The organism is Pseudoneobacillus rhizolycopersici, assembly GCF_054786815.1.
The window spans coordinates 98,821-117,388 of the sequence record NZ_JBTOOE010000004.1; the positions used below are offsets into that span (position 1 = coordinate 98,821).

At 44.1% G+C, this 18,568-nt stretch carries 21 protein-coding genes; all 21 read right to left on the reverse strand.

Annotated elements, in window-relative coordinates:
• Nucleotide 1: 1 nt before the first annotated feature.
• Complete coding sequence (locus ACX9YW_RS06195) at nucleotides 2-1,522, reverse strand: complex I subunit 4 family protein (protein ID WP_460343449.1); 1,521 nt, start codon at nucleotides 1,520-1,522, stop codon at nucleotides 2-4.
• A gap of 1 nt (nucleotide 1,523) precedes the next feature.
• Complete coding sequence (nuoL, locus tag ACX9YW_RS06200) at nucleotides 1,524-3,380, reverse strand: NADH-quinone oxidoreductase subunit L (protein WP_460343452.1); 1,857 nt, start codon at nucleotides 3,378-3,380, stop codon at nucleotides 1,524-1,526.
• Nucleotides 3,381-3,497: 117 nt separating this feature from the next.
• Complete coding sequence (gene nuoK, locus ACX9YW_RS06205) at nucleotides 3,498-3,815, reverse strand: NADH-quinone oxidoreductase subunit NuoK (protein ID WP_460343455.1); 318 nt, start codon at nucleotides 3,813-3,815, stop codon at nucleotides 3,498-3,500.
• The gene (locus ACX9YW_RS06210) at nucleotides 3,812-4,327 is read right to left on the reverse strand and encodes an NADH-quinone oxidoreductase subunit J (protein WP_460343908.1); all 516 of its coding nucleotides are present in this window, start codon (nucleotides 4,325-4,327) and stop codon (nucleotides 3,812-3,814) included. Before ACX9YW_RS06210 ends, nuoK begins: the two co-directional genes overlap by 4 nt.
• Entirely contained in the window at nucleotides 4,327-4,746 is a 420-nt protein-coding gene (gene nuoI / locus ACX9YW_RS06215) for an NADH-quinone oxidoreductase subunit NuoI (RefSeq protein ID WP_460343458.1), read from the reverse strand. Before nuoI ends, ACX9YW_RS06210 begins: the two co-directional genes overlap by 1 nt.
• Before the next feature lie 41 nt (nucleotides 4,747-4,787).
• Nucleotides 4,788-5,798, reverse strand: a complete 1,011-nt coding sequence (nuoH, locus tag ACX9YW_RS06220; protein WP_460343461.1) for an NADH-quinone oxidoreductase subunit NuoH — start codon at nucleotides 5,796-5,798, stop codon at nucleotides 4,788-4,790.
• A complete protein-coding gene (locus ACX9YW_RS06225; protein WP_460343464.1) occupies nucleotides 5,798-6,898 on the reverse strand; it encodes an NADH-quinone oxidoreductase subunit D in 1,101 nt (366 codons plus the stop codon). The genes nuoH and ACX9YW_RS06225 overlap by 1 nt, the downstream gene beginning before the upstream one ends.
• A gap of 4 nt (nucleotides 6,899-6,902) precedes the next feature.
• A complete protein-coding gene (locus ACX9YW_RS06230) occupies nucleotides 6,903-8,240 on the reverse strand; it encodes an NADH-quinone oxidoreductase subunit C (RefSeq protein ID WP_460343467.1) in 1,338 nt (445 codons plus the stop codon).
• 3 nt (nucleotides 8,241-8,243) lie between these two features.
• The gene (locus tag ACX9YW_RS06235) at nucleotides 8,244-8,756 is read right to left on the reverse strand and encodes a NuoB/complex I 20 kDa subunit family protein (RefSeq protein ID WP_460343470.1); all 513 of its coding nucleotides are present in this window, start codon (nucleotides 8,754-8,756) and stop codon (nucleotides 8,244-8,246) included.
• Nucleotides 8,747-9,121, reverse strand: coding sequence for an NADH-quinone oxidoreductase subunit A (locus ACX9YW_RS06240; protein ID WP_460343473.1), 375 nt, complete (start codon nucleotides 9,119-9,121; stop codon nucleotides 8,747-8,749). Before ACX9YW_RS06240 ends, ACX9YW_RS06235 begins: the two co-directional genes overlap by 10 nt.
• 219 nt (nucleotides 9,122-9,340) lie before the next feature.
• Nucleotides 9,341-9,727 carry a hypothetical protein gene (locus ACX9YW_RS06245; RefSeq protein ID WP_460343476.1) on the reverse strand — a complete coding sequence of 129 codons (387 nt, stop codon included), beginning with the start codon at nucleotides 9,725-9,727 and terminating at the stop codon, nucleotides 9,341-9,343.
• A gap of 119 nt (nucleotides 9,728-9,846) precedes the next feature.
• Nucleotides 9,847-10,734: a CPBP family intramembrane glutamic endopeptidase gene (locus ACX9YW_RS06250; protein WP_460343479.1), complete on the reverse strand. Its 888-nt coding sequence runs from the start codon at nucleotides 10,732-10,734 to the stop codon at nucleotides 9,847-9,849.
• Between the two features lie 12 nt (nucleotides 10,735-10,746).
• A complete protein-coding gene (locus ACX9YW_RS06255; protein ID WP_460343482.1) occupies nucleotides 10,747-11,589 on the reverse strand; it encodes a hypothetical protein in 843 nt (280 codons plus the stop codon).
• A 236-nt stretch (nucleotides 11,590-11,825) separates the two neighbouring features.
• Nucleotides 11,826-12,233, reverse strand: coding sequence for a F0F1 ATP synthase subunit epsilon (locus ACX9YW_RS06260; RefSeq protein WP_460343485.1), 408 nt, complete (start codon nucleotides 12,231-12,233; stop codon nucleotides 11,826-11,828).
• Nucleotides 12,234-12,255: 22 nt separating this feature from the next.
• The gene (gene atpD / locus ACX9YW_RS06265) at nucleotides 12,256-13,677 is read right to left on the reverse strand and encodes a F0F1 ATP synthase subunit beta (protein ID WP_460343488.1); all 1,422 of its coding nucleotides are present in this window, start codon (nucleotides 13,675-13,677) and stop codon (nucleotides 12,256-12,258) included.
• Nucleotides 13,678-13,804: 127 nt separating this feature from the next.
• Entirely contained in the window at nucleotides 13,805-14,662 is an 858-nt protein-coding gene (atpG, locus tag ACX9YW_RS06270; RefSeq protein ID WP_460343490.1) for an ATP synthase F1 subunit gamma, read from the reverse strand.
• A 194-nt stretch (nucleotides 14,663-14,856) separates the two neighbouring features.
• Nucleotides 14,857-16,365: a F0F1 ATP synthase subunit alpha gene (gene atpA, locus ACX9YW_RS06275; protein WP_460343493.1), complete on the reverse strand. Its 1,509-nt coding sequence runs from the start codon at nucleotides 16,363-16,365 to the stop codon at nucleotides 14,857-14,859.
• 25 nt (nucleotides 16,366-16,390) lie between these two features.
• Entirely contained in the window at nucleotides 16,391-16,927 is a 537-nt protein-coding gene (locus ACX9YW_RS06280; protein ID WP_460343496.1) for a F0F1 ATP synthase subunit delta, read from the reverse strand.
• Nucleotides 16,924-17,454, reverse strand: coding sequence for a F0F1 ATP synthase subunit B (gene atpF / locus ACX9YW_RS06285; protein ID WP_460343499.1), 531 nt, complete (start codon nucleotides 17,452-17,454; stop codon nucleotides 16,924-16,926). Before atpF ends, ACX9YW_RS06280 begins: the two co-directional genes overlap by 4 nt.
• A 139-nt stretch (nucleotides 17,455-17,593) precedes the next feature.
• Entirely contained in the window at nucleotides 17,594-17,806 is a 213-nt protein-coding gene (atpE, locus tag ACX9YW_RS06290; RefSeq protein WP_053368380.1) for a F0F1 ATP synthase subunit C, read from the reverse strand.
• Nucleotides 17,807-17,853: 47 nt separating this feature from the next.
• A complete protein-coding gene (gene atpB, locus ACX9YW_RS06295) occupies nucleotides 17,854-18,564 on the reverse strand; it encodes a F0F1 ATP synthase subunit A (protein WP_460343503.1) in 711 nt (236 codons plus the stop codon).
• Nucleotides 18,565-18,568: the final 4 nt, after the last annotated feature.

Sequence of the window (18,568 nt, forward strand, 5' to 3'; positions counted from 1 at the left end):
ATCACCCTCCTAACCCTAACATGATTGCGTCAATGGTTGTCTTTAATGGCTCCCCTAAAACGCTTGGGAATACACCAATTAACACAATCAATGCCATTAACGTAATGACTGGTACCCATTCAGCCCCGCGAATATCGGTCATGCCAGCAAATTCGCGGCCTGACTGTCCGTAGGTAATCCCCAGTACCGCACGCAATAAATAAACAGCTGTCATAATGATCCCGATAGTTCCGATCGCTGCGACCCATGGAAGTTCATTGAACAAGCCCATGAATGCCATGAATTCACTGATGAATCCGCTCATTCCAGGTAAGCCAAGTGACGCCATTGCTCCCGCTAGTAAAAATCCAGCCGCAATCGGCATGCCTTTGGCCATTCCACCAAGGTTTCCAAGCAGCGACGTGTCGGTCCGCTCATAGAACACACTGACTAAGAAGAACATTAAGGCTGAAATCAAACCGTGAGACACGACTTGGAAGATCGCCCCTTGAATTCCCACTTCGTTCATTGCGCCTAACCCGATTAACACGATACCCATATGGGAAATTGACGAATACGCCAACACCATTTTGAAATCGGTTTGGATAAACGCTAGGAACGCGCCGTATAGCAAGTTCACGACTCCTAAAATCGCTAGCAACACGGCAATTTTCTTAAACTCATCCGGGAAAATACCCATCCCGAAACGAATTAACCCGTAAGCACCAATTTTCAACAAGATCCCTGAGTGAATCATAACAATCGATGGCGGTGCTTGAACGTGCACGCGCAGCATCCAAGTATGCAATGGGAAAATTGGCAGCTTCACGCCAAACGCTATCACTAACGCCAGCAATAAGCTAAACTTCATCGTATCACTAATTCCTGATGCCGCTGAAGCCTCCGGATTCCCAATGATTTGCTGCAAAATATCAATATTCGAAGTCCCCGCACGCGAGAACAACACCATAATCACGATTAATAGAATCGCCGACCCTAAGCCGTTATAGATTAAGAAGCTGTAAGCGGCTTTTTCTTTTTCAAAATAACCCCATTTTCCAATTAAGAAGAACGTTGGAATTAAAGTTACTTCGAAGAAAATAAAGAATAGAATTAAGTTTTCTGCCGTAAAGACGCCAAGCATTCCTACTTCTAAAAGCAAGAACAACATGAAATAGCCTTTCCATTCCTTTTTGATATGAATGGAAGCTACCGCTGCCAATGTCGCCACGATCGAGGTTAACAGCACCATAACCATCGAAAAGCCGTCCACAGCAAGCTCATATTTCACCGCAAAGAAGTTCTCGTCCATTTGGCCGAAACCGCCGAACTGAATCCAGCGTTTTACGACGGCGAAATCTTCTAAGCTTTTACCCGCTAAATAGTGTAAATAAATCGCCACACTTAACGCCAATGACGGTAATGTTGCCAATAAGCCGACCATTTTAATCGTCTTTTCTTGTGTCTTTGGCATGAACGCTAAAATGACGATACCTAAAAGAGGGAAGAATACTAATAAACTGAGAATGTATGAAAGATCCATTTTACAAGTACCCCCCTGTTACAGCAAAGATGACGATTAGCACGGCTAACCCAATAAAGGCAACCGCCGCATAGGTTTGCATTTGCCCGGTTTGCAGCTTTGAACCGCCGCGACCAAGTCCTGAAACGATGCCACCTACACCCTTGACAATGCCCTCAACTAAGAACACATCAATGAAGCGTAAGAAGTAACTAATCCCTTTCGTTACGTTCACAACCGTTAAGGAATAGAACTCATCGATATAGTATTTATTGTATAAAACGTTGTAAAGTGTTGAAGCTCCAAGCCAATCGCGAGCGATTGATTTTTTACCATAAATCAACCAAGCAAGGAAAATACCCGCTAATGACACAACGGTCGTCACGATCATGATCCATAGTGGACCTTCCGTATGACCATGGCCTAAAGCAGAGTTGCCCTCCACTAGCCAGTCGCCGAGGAAATGACCCCATGGCGTTTGCACGAAACCAGCGATTACCGCCAGTACCCCTAACACCATCATTGGCAAGGTCATGACACTTGGTGATTCATGGACACCCTTCATTGCTGAACGAGCCTCGCCCCAGAATACCATAAAGAACAATCTAAACATGTAGAATGCGGTCATGAACGCGGTCACCAATGCTAATACAAACAGCACTGGGTTGCCATTCACCCATGTCGCAATTAAAATTTCTTCTTTCGAGAAGAATCCGGAGAATAATGGGAATCCACTAATCGCCAATGTTCCGATTAAAAATAACGGGCCAGTGACGCGCAGCTTTTTCCATAATCCGCCCATTTCCTCGATGTTTTGCGAATGCACCGCATGAATGACGCTACCTGCTGCTAAGAATAATAATGCCTTAAAGAATGCATGTGTCATTAAGTGGAACACACCCGCTACATAGCCGGCAGAACCTAATGCCAACATCATGTAACCAAGCTGGGAAACCGTTGAATAAGCGAGCACTCGCTTGATATCGGTTTGCACTAAACCGATGCTCGCTGCGAAAATCGCTGTAATCGCTCCAATCACGGCAATCGTTGTCATTGCAACATCGCTTGCGTTAAAGAGCGGGAATAACGCCGCTACTAAGTAAACCCCGGCTGCAACCATTGTTGCTGCGTGGATTAAAGCAGATACTGGTGTCGGACCTTCCATCGCGTCCGGTAACCAGGTGTGTAACGGAAACTGACCGGATTTTCCGACCGCTCCAATAAAAATCAGAATCGCTGTTAAGGTAATCATGCCTTGGGCGACTTCACCGGCTGCAACAGCCTTAAAAATCTCATCGTATTCAAAGCTGCCTACTTGCCAGAACAATAAAATCATTCCGATAAACAAGCCGACATCCCCGATACGAGTCATAATAAACGCCTTTTTCGCCGCTGCCTTCGCTTCTTCCTTGTAAAAATAGAAGCCAATTAATAGGAAGGAACCGACCCCGACAAGCTCCCAGAAAATGTACGTTTGTAATAGGTTTGGCGAAATCACTAAACCTAACATGGCAAACGTGAAAAGTCCTAGGTAAGCGTAAAAGACTGGAAACCGCTCATCACCATGCATATACCCTTTGGAATATGTATGAACGAGAAAACTTACGAGCGATACAATGACCAGCATTAATGCATTTAATTGATTCACTTCAAAGCCCGCTGTTAATGAAACATCTCCTATTTTCAGCCAAGTTGCTTCCGTCTTGAAAGTCTCTTCATTGAAACGCTCGAACAGCACCCACAAAGAAACGACTAAAGAAGCAAACGTCAAGAGCATCCCCACATAGGCGCTCGACTCTTTTAACCTTTTACCAAATAGAAGAAGGAACACGAACGATAAAAGCGGGAAAAGCGGTATGATCCATGCATTTTCCATCACTATCACATTCCCCTTTTTTAAAACGCGTGCAAAATTTGCTAGTAAGCGCGTTTAGTAGAGTCTCTTATTTCATGTTGCAAGAATTATTTTTACGAAAAAAATCCCGCCAACAGAATACTAGTTCTTCATCTGATTCATCTCATCAATATTAACTGATTTCTTGCTGCGGTATAACGATAACAGAATCGCAATTCCAACAGCGACCTCAGCTGCGGCAACCGCCATCGTGAACAAGGCAAAAATCTGCCCAGTTATGTTTGGCATCATCCCGTATTTACTAAAAGTAACCAAGTTAATATTGACTGCATTGAGCATTAACTCAACTGAAATCAACACGATGATTGTGTTGCGCTTCGTTAATGCACCGTAAAGACCGATACAGAATAAAATCAGCGCCAGGGATAAAAAGGCTGAAGCTGGTACACCTGCACTCATTTCTTATCCCCCTCCTTCTCGTCGTCCTTCTTAGATAGAACAATTGCGCCAATCAGTGCCACTAATAGTAACACCGACATTAATTCAAACGGAATCACAAACTTCGAATAGATGGCTTCACCAATTTGGAAGGTGTTCTCAACATGAAGCGTATTCTCAAGCTGTGGTAGTTCCAAATTGTAAATACCAAAATAGAAAGCAGCGGCAAAGCCCAACACGCCGATAAACGTCGCAAATTTGCGCCATTTGCCCCCTGTATCTTCGTTTTCTGCATCGTGACGAGTTAACATGATTCCAAATAGCATGATGATGGTAATCGCCCCAGCATAAACTAACACCTGGACAATTGCCACAAACTCAGCCGATAGCAGAATATAAATTCCGGCGATGGCCAAGAATGTGAAAATTAACGAAATCACCATGTGAATCACTTTCGTAAGGTTCAATAAGAGCACGCCGCCGATAACCGCCACTAAAGCTAGAGACATAAACGCTAAAAACTCTCCCGACATCATGCCTTATTCACCTGCCTAACGTTCTCGTCATTTTCATCTAAATACTCTAAATTCTTAAACAACATGTCGCGGCTGTACTCGGCAAGCTCAAAATTATTCGTCATGACAATCGCTTCCGTCGGACAAACCTCGGTACACAAATCACATAGGATACAAATCTCAAAATTGATATCATACGTATCAATAATTTTACCCTTCTTCGTCGGATCCGGATGCTTCTTACCTGTCAGCTGAATACATTCAGTCGGACAAATATTCGCACACTGATTACACACAATACACTTCTCCGGATAAAACTTCTGAATCCCGCGAAACCGGTCCGGCAGCGGTAGAGGCTTATTCGGATAATCATAGGTAACCTTTTCCTTCGTAAACTGATTAAGGGTATACTTCAACCCTTTAAATACACCTAACATTGATTTCACCCCTTTTTTTGAAAAAAGAAGATTCTAGTTTTTTATAAAAGATTAATTAATTCTTTAATTAAAGCGGTTAAGAAAATGTTTGCTAATGCGATTGGTAATAAGATTTTCCAACCTAATTCCATCAGTTGGTCAGCACGCAGACGTGGGAACGTCGCACGGAACCAAATGAAGATGAAGACAACTAAGCTGAACTTTAAAGCAAACCATACCGCTCCAGGGATGAAACCTAAGAATGGTAACGGCAGCCAGCCACCGAAGAATAACACAGTCACTAATGCCGACATCGCAAATAGGTACACATACTCGGATAACATAAAGAACGCCCAGCGGAAACCGGAATATTCGGTATGGAATCCGGCGATTAATTCTGATTCCGCTTCAACCAAGTCAAATGGAACACGGTTTAACTCTGCTGTTGCGGCAATTAAGAATACCCCAAAGGCTACTGGTTGCAAGACGATGTTCCACCAGCCATCTGCTTGTTCCATCACAATGGTATTTAAATTCATGCTTCCTGAAAGTAAAACAATTCCCAATACGGACATAACCAGTACGATTTCATAGGAAATCATCTGGGCAGCTGCACGCATCCCCCCTAAAAGGGAATACTTATTGTTTGAAGCCCAGCCGGCAGTTAGCGCACCGACTACCGTAATTCCGGAAATCGCAATATAAAACAATAATCCAACACCGATATCGGCAAATTGCAGCTTATCGGTAAACGGAATCGTTGCCAACACGATAAACGATGGAGCAAAGGCAATGACCGGTGCAATGATGAATAATGGCCGATCTGCCAATTTAGGAATCGTGTCCTCTTTTAATAAAAGCTTTAATACGTCAGCGACTGTTTGTAATAATCCGAAACGGCCACCCAATTGGTTTGGACCAATCCGGTTTTGCATGAAACCTAGTACTTTACGTTCCGCTAAGATGGCATACGTAACGAATCCTAAAACCACTAATAATAATACCGTTGCAAGTATAAAGAAGATACCAAAATTCAATAATCCGGGACTTTTATGCAATAAATCTTCAACCATTAGCCGTCAACCTCCCCAAGGACAATGTCTATTGCCCCTAAAATGGCTACTAAGTTTGCAATATTTTCGCCTTTTAAAAGCTTAGGGAGAATTTGCAGGTTATAGAAGGATGGACGTCTGAATTTCAGACGATACGGTTCTTTTTTACCATCACTTGCAATATAACAACCGATTTCTCCACGTGGAGATTCAATCCGAACGAACGCTTCTCCTTTAGGTGCTTTAATGATTTTTGGCACCTTTGCCAAAATTTCACCACCTGATGGGAATTGCTCGACTGCTTGCTCTAAAATGCGTAACGATTGTTCGATTTCACCAAGACGGACGTGGTAACGGGCAAAGCAATCGCCTTCTTCTCTTGTCACGACATCAAAGTCGAAACGGTCATAGATGGAATACGGCTCATCTTTACGAAGATCCCATTTTACCCCGGTACAACGAAGGGTTGGTCCACTCAATGAATATTGAATCGCTTCTTCTTTCGTATATTTACCGACACCTTTTACACGGTTTAAGAAAATTTCATTTCCTGATACTAGTTCATGATAGCCTACTAGATTCTCTCTCATGTAAGGAATAAAATCTCTAACCTTTTCAATCCAGCCTTCCGGCGCATCCCACTTCACGCCTCCGACACGCATATAGTTGAACGTTAAGCGCGCTCCACATAGCTCATTGAGCAAGTTGATAATCGCTTCGCGTTCACGGAAAGCATAAAGGAATGGCGTGGTTGCCCCTAAATCAAGTAAATACGTTCCCCAACTGACGAGGTGACTGGCGACACGGCCAAGCTCCATCGCGATGACACGTAAATACTCGGCCCGTTCAGGAATTTCCAAGCCCATCATTGTTTCGACCGCATGACAGATAACATAGTTATTCGTCATCGCTGATAGATAATCCATTCGGTCTGTATAAGGAATAATTTGCGTGTATTGCAAGTCTTCAGCTATTTTTTCGGTACCACGATGCAAGTAACCAACGACCGGTTTTGCCTCGACAATGGTTTCTCCGTCAATTTTTACAACAATCCGAAATACACCGTGTGTACTAGGATGCTGAGGTCCTACGTTGAGTAGCATTTCTTCTGTGCGTATCACTTACCTACACCTCCACATCATACGGCTCATAGTCTTTGCGTAGAGGGTAACCAACCCACTCTTCCCCTAAGAAGATACGGTGAAGATCTGGATGCCCTTCAAACTTAATGCCCAATAAATCATAGGCTTCACATTCTGGCCAATCCGCTCCAAGCCATAGTGGAACCAAGGATGGGATGACCGGCTGATCCCGATCAATTTTCACCTTTAAGGCAACAGACTGGCGGTTTTTGTATGAGAATAAATGAACATAAATTTCCATATGTGTTTCGAAATCTGAGCCATGAAGCTCTGATAAATAATCAAACCCTAACTGTTCGTTATACTTTAAAAATTCAGCCACTTTAAAGTATGTATCCTTCTTTGCGACAAGGGTTGGAACATCTTTTGAGAGATTGTTAATATAAGAGTCCTCCAAAACGTCTTTGCCAAGATGCTCTTCAATCACTCGGACATATTTATCAAGATATTGCTGATTTGGCGATGGTTTCGCCGGTTCGCTTTGCGCGGCTGGCGTGGCAGCGGCGTCTCCCCCGGCAGCTTTTGCCTTTGCAGCAGCGGCAGCAGCGGCTTTCGCTTTCGCAGCAGCGATGGCTTTCGCTTTTTCATCATCACCTGCAGCAGCTGGTGCGCCTCCTTGTTGGGCGGCTAGCTTCGCTTTTGCGGCAGCAGCAGCTTTTGCTTTTGCAGCAGCGATGGCTTTCGCTTTTTCGTCGTCACCTGCAGCGGCTGGTGCGTCACCTTGTTGTTTCGCTAGTGCAGCAGCCTTTGCTTTCGCGGCGGCAGCGGCTTTTGCTTTTGCAGCAGCGGCAGCTTTCGCTTTTTCATCCGCACCTGCTGGGGCAGTGGTTTCTTCTGTTGGTTCTGCTGGTGCGCTTGCAGCGGCGTCTCCTGCTGTTACGTCACCGGCTTGTTGCTTCGCTAATGCAGCAGCTCTTGCTTTTGCAGCGGCAGCGGCTTTCGCCTTCGCAGCGGCGGCAGCCTTCGCTTTATCGTCGGCTGTTGGTGCACTTGCAGCTGAAGCTGGTGCTTCTTCGGTTGAAGAAACGTTTGCACTCGACTCGCTAGCTTGCTCAGCAGCCTTTTGTTTTGCTAGGGCTTCAGCTCGTGCTTTTGCAGCCGCAGCGGCCTTGGCCTTTGCATCTGCAGCAGCCTTTGCTTTTTCATCGGCTGATGCTGGTGCGCTTGTCGCTGGTGCTGGCGTTTCAACCGGCTTTTCCTCAGCTGAAGCCTCAGCCGTCGGCACTGCACCTTGTTGTTTCGCCTGTAATTTTGCTAATGCCGCGGCCTTTGCTTTCGCCGCAGCTTCCTTTTTTAACTGTTCGAGATCCTTTTCGCTCATGGATTAGATCACCTTCTTCCCAGTTTTCGCCTCGTAACGAATCTTTTCCTTTAGCTTATTGATGCCATAAATTAAAGCAGCTGGGTTTGGCGGACATCCTGGAATATAGACATCAACCGGGACAATTTGGTCCACACCTTTAACAACCGAATATGATTTGACATATGGGCCACCCGCAGTTGCACATGAACCCATCGCAATAACCCATTTTGGTTCCGGCATTTGGTCGTATAAACGACGAAGAACCGGCGCCATTTTTTTCGTAACCGTCCCAGATACAATCATACAATCTGATTGTCGTGGCGAGTTACGGAAAATGGTTCCGAATCGGTCCAAGTCATAATGCGCTCCACCTGTACCCATCATCTCAATCGCACAACAAGCAAGCCCAAACGTCATTGGCCAAAGTGAGTTACTTCTGGCCCACGCCTTGACCTGCTCTAAAGTCGCCATAAACACAGTACGCTTGATTTCTTCCATTTCGGTTTCTGAAATGTTGTTTAAATTTAAATCCATCTTAACACCTTCTTCTTCCATGCGTAGACTAGGCCAATTAAGAGCATGAATACGAAAATAAACATCTCAATTAGCGCAAAGATACCTAGTTTATCATACGCTACCGCCCATGGATATAAAAACACTGTTTCTACATCGAAAATAACAAACATTAGGGCAAAAATATAATAGCGGACATTGAACTGTACCCGTGAATCATGGAACGGATCAATTCCACTTTCATACGTGGTGTACTTCGCCTCACTCGGCTTGTACGGGCGCAGCAGTTTCCCTAAGAAAAGCGCCACCACAGGCAACAAAACTCCGAGACACAGGAACACAAAAACAATCAGATAATTATTCTGATAAAGATTTAAAAGCTCCATGCCATCCCCTCCAATGTTGTAAAATTTCTACTTTTTCAATTGTAACCGAATACAATTATAACATTGTTACCCAGGTGTGTCGACAACGCATGACCATATTGTAGATGACCATTTTTGCCAATCTTATGAATTTTATTTCGCCCTTGTCGACCTCACCATTTGGAAAAGTATCCACCTTCCATTAAAATAGAAAAAACCCCACCACGTCAGTGAGGTTTATCATTTTATTGAAAAAATATGTCGAACGTTGAGGGGGTTGGTGGATGTAATGGGTTGGGTAGGTTTTTGCTGTGTTGAACCGAAAACTTGCCGAACTTGATCATCTTCGGTAGGTTTTTGCCCTGCTGAACCGAAAACTTGCCGAACTTGGTCATCTTCGGTAGGTTTTTGCCCTACTGAACCGAAAACTTGCCGAACCTTGGCTCCCTGCGGCAGGTTTCCTCCCTTTTCATCAGAAAACTTACCTCTGATTCCATTCTGCGGCAAGTTTTCGACCTTTTTACCAGAAAACTTACCTCTGATTCCATTCTGCGGCAGATTTTCGCCCTTTTCACCAGGAAACTTACCTCTGATTCCATATCTGCGGCAGGTTTCCGCCCTTTTCACCAGAAAACTTACCTCTGATTCCATTCTGCGGCAGGTTTTCGCTCTTTTTATCAGAAAACTTACCTTAGATTCATTCCCTATCTGCCCTTTCCACCAGAAAACTTACCAAAGTAAATCCCCTACAACTCCATCTCCCGTGCCTCCACCGCTTTCCTCTGAATCCGCGCCACCAACAACACCACGCCATTCACCAAAAGCAGCAAGCCAATAAACAGCTCTGTCGTATGAGCAAAATACGACCATGTCATTGTCGTTAGCACATTGTAGAGCCCGTGAACGACAACCATCAACCAAAGATTACGTGTCGTCACCAACAAATACCCGAGCACCAACCCCATATTGGTGTAGCACACCAGCGTTCCAATCCAAACCGGCCACGACTGCTCGTACGACAACGAATGGCCGTTGCCAAACAATAACGATGACAATATTACCGCTATAATCAGAAAGCCTGTCTTCGAACTTCTTTCCCAGCGGCTTGGCATCAATTTTTTAAAAAACACTAAAAACAACACGATGTACGAAAGGCGCCACACTTCTTCAAGGCCGGCTAAAAAGTAGTTGTAGAAATCAGCGCCGATCGTATCAATCCACTCAAACACACGGTCGGTAGTTGTCGCTACTTTCGATTCCGCACCTTCCTCAAAATCTGCAACCCGTTCAGAAAAATCCTCAGCAATCAAGCTGCGGTCCTCGGAAAAAGCGGTAAACACCTGGCTGCTGTAAACATCATTAACGATGCCGACAATATATAACAACACAAACGCCTTTACAAACGTGGAAAACAGCTTTCCCTTCGATACACTTCCCACCGTCGCCTCATCTTTTAACCGCGGCGCTAGCTTCATCGCTACTAAAATGCTAAACAACATCAAATTACTGTAAATCGTCTCCATAAAATACGACTCACGACTCAAATAGAGCGCGATATCTTCCCCTATCGCCACCATCAACAAGGCTATTAATAGTTTTTTAGAAAGGGGCCGTGCTAATTGATCTGCTAACATGTGCCGCCCCTCCTAATTCTCATACCAATATTGGTAGTCTTTTTCTAAATCGTGATCATACTTTTCAGGAAAGTCGTTTTCAAGTGACTGAACATACTTCGTCCACTCTTCCTCTAGATTAGCGAATGATTTCCCATAGATATTCTCCAAATCACCTACGATGTCGGTTCCCTTATATAATAGTAGAAACTTATTCACACCGTATTTTTCGATTAAAAAATAGCCGAACGAAGCGACCTTCCAATAACCTGTTTCTAAATACGAATAATGTCCCTTGAACTCGACGTTTACCGTGATTCTTCGCTTAAACACATCAGCCTGAACCAATTCCTCGAGTGACGACACTTTATGATGGCGGCGATGGACAATCCACATTTCATGGGCGCTATAATAATCGACCTCTTTGCGATTTTCCAATGTTAAAAATTCAGCCAATGAAATCGTTTGAAATGGCGTCAACTTGTCTTTCGGGCTAAGCATGGCATGAAGCATCATCTCATTAAAATTCCATTGATCCAAATAAAGTTCGTCGGGATTATAGATCGTGGTCGTGGCATAGGCTGGCCGATTTAATTCCGTTGTCTTCTTACTTTTAGCCAGACGAATTTGAATATCCGAATTCGGCGTCAGTTTGCCTTCTGTTTTTGATAAAATTTGTGTCATTGCCTGTTTGATTCCGTCCGCTATATCTTTCACAAGCTTGTCCTGATAATGTCCTTCATTGACAAGCTTAATTTCGACTCCAGCTACCTTTATGACCTTTGTTTCCGCTGGCTTATCTGTCGTTCGCGAATACCACTTTACCGCTGCGACCCCCGCCACATTCAAAACCACCACAAAAATTGAAATATACATCAAAAACTTCCACTTATTCGGCAACCAATTCCCCCACCTTTATTTCTATCTCTATAGGTTCATTGTAAACGGATTAATGCCATTTGCACACCACAAATAATCTGGAAAACACTTTAGCGCTTTAAAGGATGTGGGGACAGTCCCCACATTTTTTAAAGCATTAAAGCGCTAAAGTGGATGCACCCCCACCCCAATAACAAAAAAAAACACCTCCAGCCGAATGGCTGGATGGTGTTTTATCTTTTCTCCACAATGGAAAGGCGGTTGATTGCGCGTTGTAGGGCAAGTTCCGCACGTCTGAAGTCGACGTGGTCCTGTTGCTGTTGACGCAGGCGTTGTTCAGCACGCTCTTTTGCGCGAAGTGCACGTTCTGCATCGATGTCGCTTGAGTTCTCAGCAGATTGTGCCAAAATTGTTACCTTGTCGGGGCGAACTTCAAGTAACCCGCCACTTACGGCAACAAATTCTGTTTTGCCGCCACTTAGCTTTAAGCGAACGACACCAATTTGTAATGGTGCGACCATGGGAATATGTCCAGGCAAGATCCCAAGCTCACCACCTTGAGCCTTTGTGCTGACCATTTCCACATCGGATTCATACACCGGGCCATCAGGAGTAACAACACTGACATGAATTGTCTTCATTTTTTACCCTCCTGGTCCGAATTTATACCTCTACACCCATGCTCTTAGCTTTTTCAATAACTTCCTCGATGCGTCCAACTAAGCGGAAAGCATCTTCTGGAAGATGGTCGAATTTACCGTCAAGGATGTCCTTGAAGCCTTTAACCGTTTCCTTAACAGGTACATAAGAGCCTTTTTGGCCTGTAAACTGCTCGGCAACGTGGAAGTTTTGTGATAAGTAGAACTGAACACGACGAGCACGGTGAACGACTAACTTATCATCATCACCTAATTCGTCCATACCAAGGATGGCAATGATATCTTGTAATTCTTTATAGCGTTGTAATGTTTGCTGTACGCGACGAGCCACTTCATAGTGCTCTTCACCAACGATTTCCGGTGACAATGCACGAGAAGTCGAAGCAAGTGGATCCACCGCAGGGTAGATACCCATCTCAGAAAGCTTACGCTCAAGGTTTGTTGTTGCATCTAAGTGAGCGAAAGTCGTTGCCGGAGCCGGATCCGTATAGTCATCGGCAGGAACGTAGATCGCTTGGATCGATGTAACTGAACCTTTGTTCGTTGAAGTAATACGCTCTTGTAATTTACCCATTTCAGTTGCAAGCGTTGGTTGGTAACCTACCGCTGAAGGCATACGTCCTAATAGGGCAGAAACCTCAGAACCTGCTTGCGTGAAACGGAAGATGTTATCCATGAAGAAAAGAACGTCTTGTCCTTGCTCATCACGGAAATATTCAGCCATTGTTAATCCAGTTAGAGCAACACGCATACGCGCTCCTGGTGGTTCGTTCATCTGACCGAATACCATCGCTGTTTGCTTGATAACTCCAGAATCCGTCATCTCGTGGTAAAGGTCGTTCCCTTCACGAGTACGCTCACCAACACCTGCGAATACGGAAATACCGCTGTGCTCTTGAGCGATGTTGTTGATTAATTCCTGGATTAATACCGTTTTACCTACACCGGCACCTCCGAAGAGACCAATTTTACCACCTTTAATATATGGTGCAAGAAGGTCTACTACTTTAATACCCGTTTCAAGAATTTCAACCTCAGTAGAAAGCTGCTCAAACGTTGGCGCTTCTCTGTGGATTGAATCGCGGCGAGCTTCAGCTGGAACCGCATCTTTTAAGTCAATTGCCTCACCTAAAACGTTAAACACGCGGCCAAGAGTAGGTTCCCCAACTGGTACAGAAATTGGCTTTCCTGTATCAAGAACCTCAACACCACGAGTTACACCGTCAGTCGATGCCATCGCGATCGTACGAACTGTATCATCACCTAAATGAAGGGCTACTTCAAGCGTTAAGTTGATATCAACTTCTGATTCGTTACGCGCTTTATGATTAATCACTAATGCGTTATAGATTTCCGGTAACTTGCCGCTTTCGAACTTAACGTCAATAACCGGACCCATAACTTGAAGAACGCGTCCTTTGTTCATCGTTTTCCCTCCTAACTTAGCATTACAAGAAGGCGAGAAGGAACCAACGGGGTCCTCCTGCATTCTTTTTTTTATAAAAATGGCTTTGCGCCAACGCACAAAGATTACATTTCTTAACAAACGCACTCTACTCCAGAGCTGCCGCCCCGCCCACGATTTCCGTGATTTCTTGCGTAATTGCGGCCTGACGCGCACGGTTAAAGCTTAAACTTAATGCGTTGATGAGCTCCTTCGCGTTGTCAGTTGCGTTTTTCATTGCCGTCATACGTGCCGCATGTTCAGATGCTTTACTATCTAGTAATGCACCATAGATCAAGCTTTCCGCATACTGTGGCAAGAGAACTTCTAAGATCTCTTCCGCAGATGGTTCAAATTCATAAGATGTTAGTTTCGAAGAAGTGGCAATATCCGTTAACGGAAGGACCTTCTTTTCCGTTACATCCTGCTGAATCGCACTGACGTAATGGCTGTAGTACATATATAGTTCATCAAATGTGCCGTCTGCAAACATGCTTACGGTTTTTGAAGCAATGTCCTTGATTTCAGCGAAGTTCGGCTGATCGGCCACGCCGACAATATCAAGAACAACGTTCATTCCACGCTTCGCGAAGAAATCACGCGCCACACGACCGATTGCGATAATCGCAAACTCATCATTTGATTGATGACGTTCTTTAATCGTATTCAAGACATTGCGCAATACGTTTGAGTTGTATGCGCCAGCTAATCCACGGTCCGATGCAATGACGATATATCCCGTTTTCTTAACAGGACGGCTGACAAGCATTGGATGTGAAACATCTTTACTACCAAGCGCAATCGATGCTGTCACCTCTTGAATTTTCTCCATGTACGGTACGAATGACTTTGCATTCATAACGGCACGGTTCCATTTCGAAGCGGATACCATCTCCATCGCTTTCGTAATCTGGCTTGTCTTTTTCGTCGAAACAATCCTTGATTTTATATCGCGTAATGATGCCATAGGTTCTCACCACCCTTATCCCAAAATGTCAGTTCATTGGGGCAGCCGAAAGCGCCCCTATTTTAGACTGTCTAGCTCCGGCGGCTAGCCCCTCGAGGTCATAAGCCAATCCGTCAAGAAGGTTAAAGAACAACCTTCATGCCGGCTCGACTTATGCTTGTCGGGGCTGAGCGAGCCGCCTCCGCTTTTCGATTTTACTCAGAAACAGCAAATGTCTTCTTGAACGCGTTGATGGCTGCTGCCATGTCTTCGTCTTTTGGAAGGTCTTTTGTTGTGACGATGTGGTCTAAAAGCTGCTTTTGGTTGTGGTCTAACCATGTTAAGAACTCAGCTTCAAAACGACGGATATCTTGTAATGGAATATCATCAAGGAATCCACGAGTTAGTGCATATAGAATCGCAACTTGCTTTTCTACTTTTAACGGCTTGTTTAGATCCTGCTTTAATACTTCAACTGTACGAGCTCCGCGGTTAAGCTTAGCTTGTGTTGCTTTATCAAGGTCAGAACCGAATTGCGCGAACGCTTCAAGCTCACGGTAGGAAGCAAGGTCAAGACGTAATGTACCAGATACCTTCTTCATCGCTTTAATCTGAGCGGATCCACCTACACGGGATACAGAAAGACCTGCGTTGATCGCTGGACGTACACCGGAGAAGAATAGGTCAGATTGTAAGAAAATTTGTCCATCTGTGATGGAGATAACGTTTGTTGGAATATAAGCAGAAACGTCACCTGCTTGAGTTTCGATGAATGGAAGAGCTGTGATTGAACCAGCGCCTAAATCATCGCTTAACTTCGCAGCGCGCTCTAATAAACGGCTGTGTAGATAGAATACATCCCCTGGATACGCTTCACGACCTGGAGGACGGCGTAATAATAGTGAAAGCTCACGGTAAGCCGCAGCTTGTTTTGTTAAGTCATCATATACAACAAGAACGTGCTTGCCATTGTACATGAATTCTTCACCCATTGTTACCCCAGCATATGGTGCTAAGAATAGCATTGGCGCTGGTTGAGAAGCCGAAGCCGTAACAACGATTGTGTAATCTAATGCACCATTGCGACGAAGCATTTCAACAGCGTTACGAACTGTTGATTCTTTTTGTCCGATTGCAACGTAGATACAAACCATGTTTTGGTCAGCTTGGTTCAAAATCGTGTCAATCGCAACAGATGTTTTACCTGTTTGACGGTCCCCGATGATTAACTCACGTTGTCCACGTCCAATTGGTACTAGCGCGTCAATCGCCTTGATACCTGTTTGTAACGGCTCATGAACGGATTTACGAGCCATAACCCCAGGAGCAAGTGCTTCGATTGGGCGAGTTTTAGTTGTATTGATTGGGCCTAAGCCGTCAACTGGTTGTCCTAGTGGATTCACAACACGTCCGATTAACTCAGGACCAACTGGAACCTCCATGATACGACCTGTACGACGAACCTCGTCACCTTCTTTAATATCGGTGAAAGGACCAAGGATAATGATACCGACGTTATTTTCTTCAAGGTTTTGTGCCATACCCATAACGCCATTTGAAAATTCAACAAGTTCTCCAGCCATGACATTGTCGAGGCCATGAGCACGCGCGATACCGTCACCAACCTGGATAACTGTACCTACATCACTCACTTGAATTTCAGACTGATAGTTTTCAATTTGCTTTTTTATCAGCGCACTAATTTCTTCAGCTTTGATGCTCATGAGTTTCACCCCTATCTTCAAAAATCTAGACGATCAAATTACGTTCTAAACGGTCAAGCTTACCGCGTAAGCTGCCGTCAAAAATGCGATTTCCGATGCGTAGCTTTAAGCCACCCAATAAATTGGTATCGACAATATTTTCAATTTTAAGCGATTTTTTACCAACCTTTACCGCAAAAGTTGCCGAAAGAGCTTCTTTCTCGTTATCCGTTAACGGACGAACGCTGTACACTTTCGCTTCGGCAATGCCGCGTTCTTCATTCGCTAACCCAATAAAGTAATCAGCCATGCCAGCAATTTGATCTTCACGGTGGCGGTCAATTAAAATCAATAACGTGTTTTGTACAAAAGGATTTACTTTTGAAAAAGCATCCTTTACGATTGTCTTCTTAGCTTCTTTGGAAACCTTCGGAGACTTTAATACTGCTTTTAAATCACCAGAGCCTGTGATTACATCTTTCACTACACGAAGTTCTTCTTCCATTTGGTCTAGAAGATTTTGTTCCTTCGAAATTTGGAAAAGGGCCAACGCATAGCGTTTTGCTACCGTATTATTACTCATCGGCCTTCTCCTGCCCCTTGAATATATTCATTGATCAATTTCTCTTGATCTGCTGCTGTCAATTCCTTTTCAATCACCTTAGAAGCGATTAAGACAGAAAGTGATGCAACCTGTTCGCGAATCGCGGCAACCGCTTGTTCTTTTTGTAGCTCGATTTCACGTTTTGCTGATTCTTTCACGCGCTCTGCTTCCACACGTGCTGCAGCCATGATTTCTTCGCGTTGAACATCGCCTTGTTTCTTCGCGTTTTCAATTAACTCTTGTGCTTCAGAACGAGCTTGCTTTAATAGTTCGCGTTGCTCTTCTAGAAGCTTGCTTGTTTCTTTACGGCTTTGTTCCGCCGCATTGATTTCGCCTGCTATATGATCTTCACGTTGCTTCATGATGCCCATTAATGGACCCCAAGCAAATTTCTTTAACAACGCTAACAAGATAATAAACATTACCAACTGGAACACAATGTCCCCGCCGTTAATTCCATTATGAACAGTCTCAGCTGCACCTAAAACGAATTGGCTTGTTAACACTTCAGGTTCACTCCTTTCAGAAGTCTTACCCTATTAAAAACTCGGGCAATATATGAACAGTGACAATTTTTATAAAAAGACATAAAGCAATGGCGAAGGTTCTCATGGAATGGAATTTACTTCGCCATGTTAAACGTTATTATTGACCTTGAACCATGAACGCGATAACAACCGCGATGATAGGAATCGCCTCAACTAACGCAACCCCGATGAACATTGTAGTTTGAAGCATACCGCGAGCTTCTGGTTGACGAGCGATACCTTCAACTGTTTTAGAAACGATAAGACCGTTACCAATACCTGCACCTAGTGCGGCTAAACCGATTGCAATTGCTGCTGCTAAAAGACCCATTACTATTTTCCTCCTTAAAATGTATAAAAATAATTTTATTTTTTATATTAATGGTCCTGGCTCACTTTATGGGCCAAATATACCATTGTTAACATCGTGAAAATGAAAGCTTGAATGGCGCCGACAAAGATTGAGAATCCTTGCCATACTAACGTTGGCAGTGCTGCCGCTAAATGTCCGCCTACTCCAGTTGCAAGACTTCCTGCTAAGAGGGTAAGGAGAATTTCTCCGGCAAAAATGTTTCCGTAAAGACGGAGACCTAATGTTAAAGTGTTTGCAAATTCTTCGATGATTTTTAATGGGAACATGAACCACATCGGCCTGAAGAAATCCTTGCTGTATTCAGCAAATCCCTTCATCTTGATGGCATAGAAATGGGAGAGTCCGACAACCATGGTCGCTAACGTTAATGTAATAGCTGGGTCGGCTGTTGGTGATTTCCACAATAAATTCCCATCAATTGTGATTGAAAACGGAAGACCTAACATGTTTGATACAAAGATGTACATCAATAAGGTAATCCCTAAAATATGGAATCTTCCACCTGTTTTCCAATCCATCGTACTATTGATGATCCCTTTGACGAAATCCATCACCCATTCAAAAAAGTTCTGGATACCCGTTGGTTTCATCGACAGGTTACGAGTTGCAAGAACGGCGATGATAAAAACAATTAAACTAGCCACTGTAATCATCAAAACGTTCCCTAGATTAAAAGTTAAGCCAAAATATTCCTTTAGATAAGCTCCGTGATGCAACAGT

Excerpts from the sequence above, each read along its gene's own strand:
- ACX9YW_RS06210 (WP_460343908.1), bottom strand. The coding sequence starts at position 4,327 with ATGTCGGGAGAGTTTTTAGCGTTTATGTCTCTAGCTTTAGTGGCGGTT.
- ACX9YW_RS06260 (WP_460343485.1), bottom strand. The coding sequence starts at position 12,233 with ATGAAGACAATTCATGTCAGTGTTGTTACTCCTGATGGCCCGGTGTAT.
- ACX9YW_RS06280 (WP_460343496.1), bottom strand. The coding sequence starts at position 16,927 with ATGAGTAATAATACGGTAGCAAAACGCTATGCGTTGGCCCTTTTCCAA.
- ACX9YW_RS06195 (WP_460343449.1), bottom strand. The coding sequence starts at position 1,522 with ATGGATCTTTCATACATTCTCAGTTTATTAGTATTCTTCCCTCTTTTA.
- ACX9YW_RS06250 (WP_460343479.1), bottom strand. The coding sequence starts at position 10,734 with ATGTTAGCAGATCAATTAGCACGGCCCCTTTCTAAAAAACTATTAATA.
- ACX9YW_RS06230 (WP_460343467.1), bottom strand. The coding sequence starts at position 8,240 with ATGAGCGAAAAGGATCTCGAACAGTTAAAAAAGGAAGCTGCGGCGAAA.
- ACX9YW_RS06235 (WP_460343470.1), bottom strand. The coding sequence starts at position 8,756 with ATGGATTTAAATTTAAACAACATTTCAGAAACCGAAATGGAAGAAATC.
- nuoH (WP_460343461.1), bottom strand. The coding sequence starts at position 5,798 with ATGGTTGAAGATTTATTGCATAAAAGTCCCGGATTATTGAATTTTGGT.
- ACX9YW_RS06255 (WP_460343482.1), bottom strand. The coding sequence starts at position 11,589 with ATGTATATTTCAATTTTTGTGGTGGTTTTGAATGTGGCGGGGGTCGCA.
- nuoI (WP_460343458.1), bottom strand. The coding sequence starts at position 4,746 with ATGTTAGGTGTATTTAAAGGGTTGAAGTATACCCTTAATCAGTTTACG.
- atpE (WP_053368380.1), bottom strand. The coding sequence starts at position 17,806 with ATGGGTCTTTTAGCAGCAGCAATTGCAATCGGTTTAGCCGCACTAGGT.
- ACX9YW_RS06240 (WP_460343473.1), bottom strand. The coding sequence starts at position 9,121 with ATGGAGCTTTTAAATCTTTATCAGAATAATTATCTGATTGTTTTTGTG.
- atpG (WP_460343490.1), bottom strand. The coding sequence starts at position 14,662 with ATGGCATCATTACGCGATATAAAATCAAGGATTGTTTCGACGAAAAAG.
- nuoK (WP_460343455.1), bottom strand. The coding sequence starts at position 3,815 with ATGAGTGCAGGTGTACCAGCTTCAGCCTTTTTATCCCTGGCGCTGATT.
- atpA (WP_460343493.1), bottom strand. The coding sequence starts at position 16,365 with ATGAGCATCAAAGCTGAAGAAATTAGTGCGCTGATAAAAAAGCAAATT.
- atpD (WP_460343488.1), bottom strand. The coding sequence starts at position 13,677 with ATGAACAAAGGACGCGTTCTTCAAGTTATGGGTCCGGTTATTGACGTT.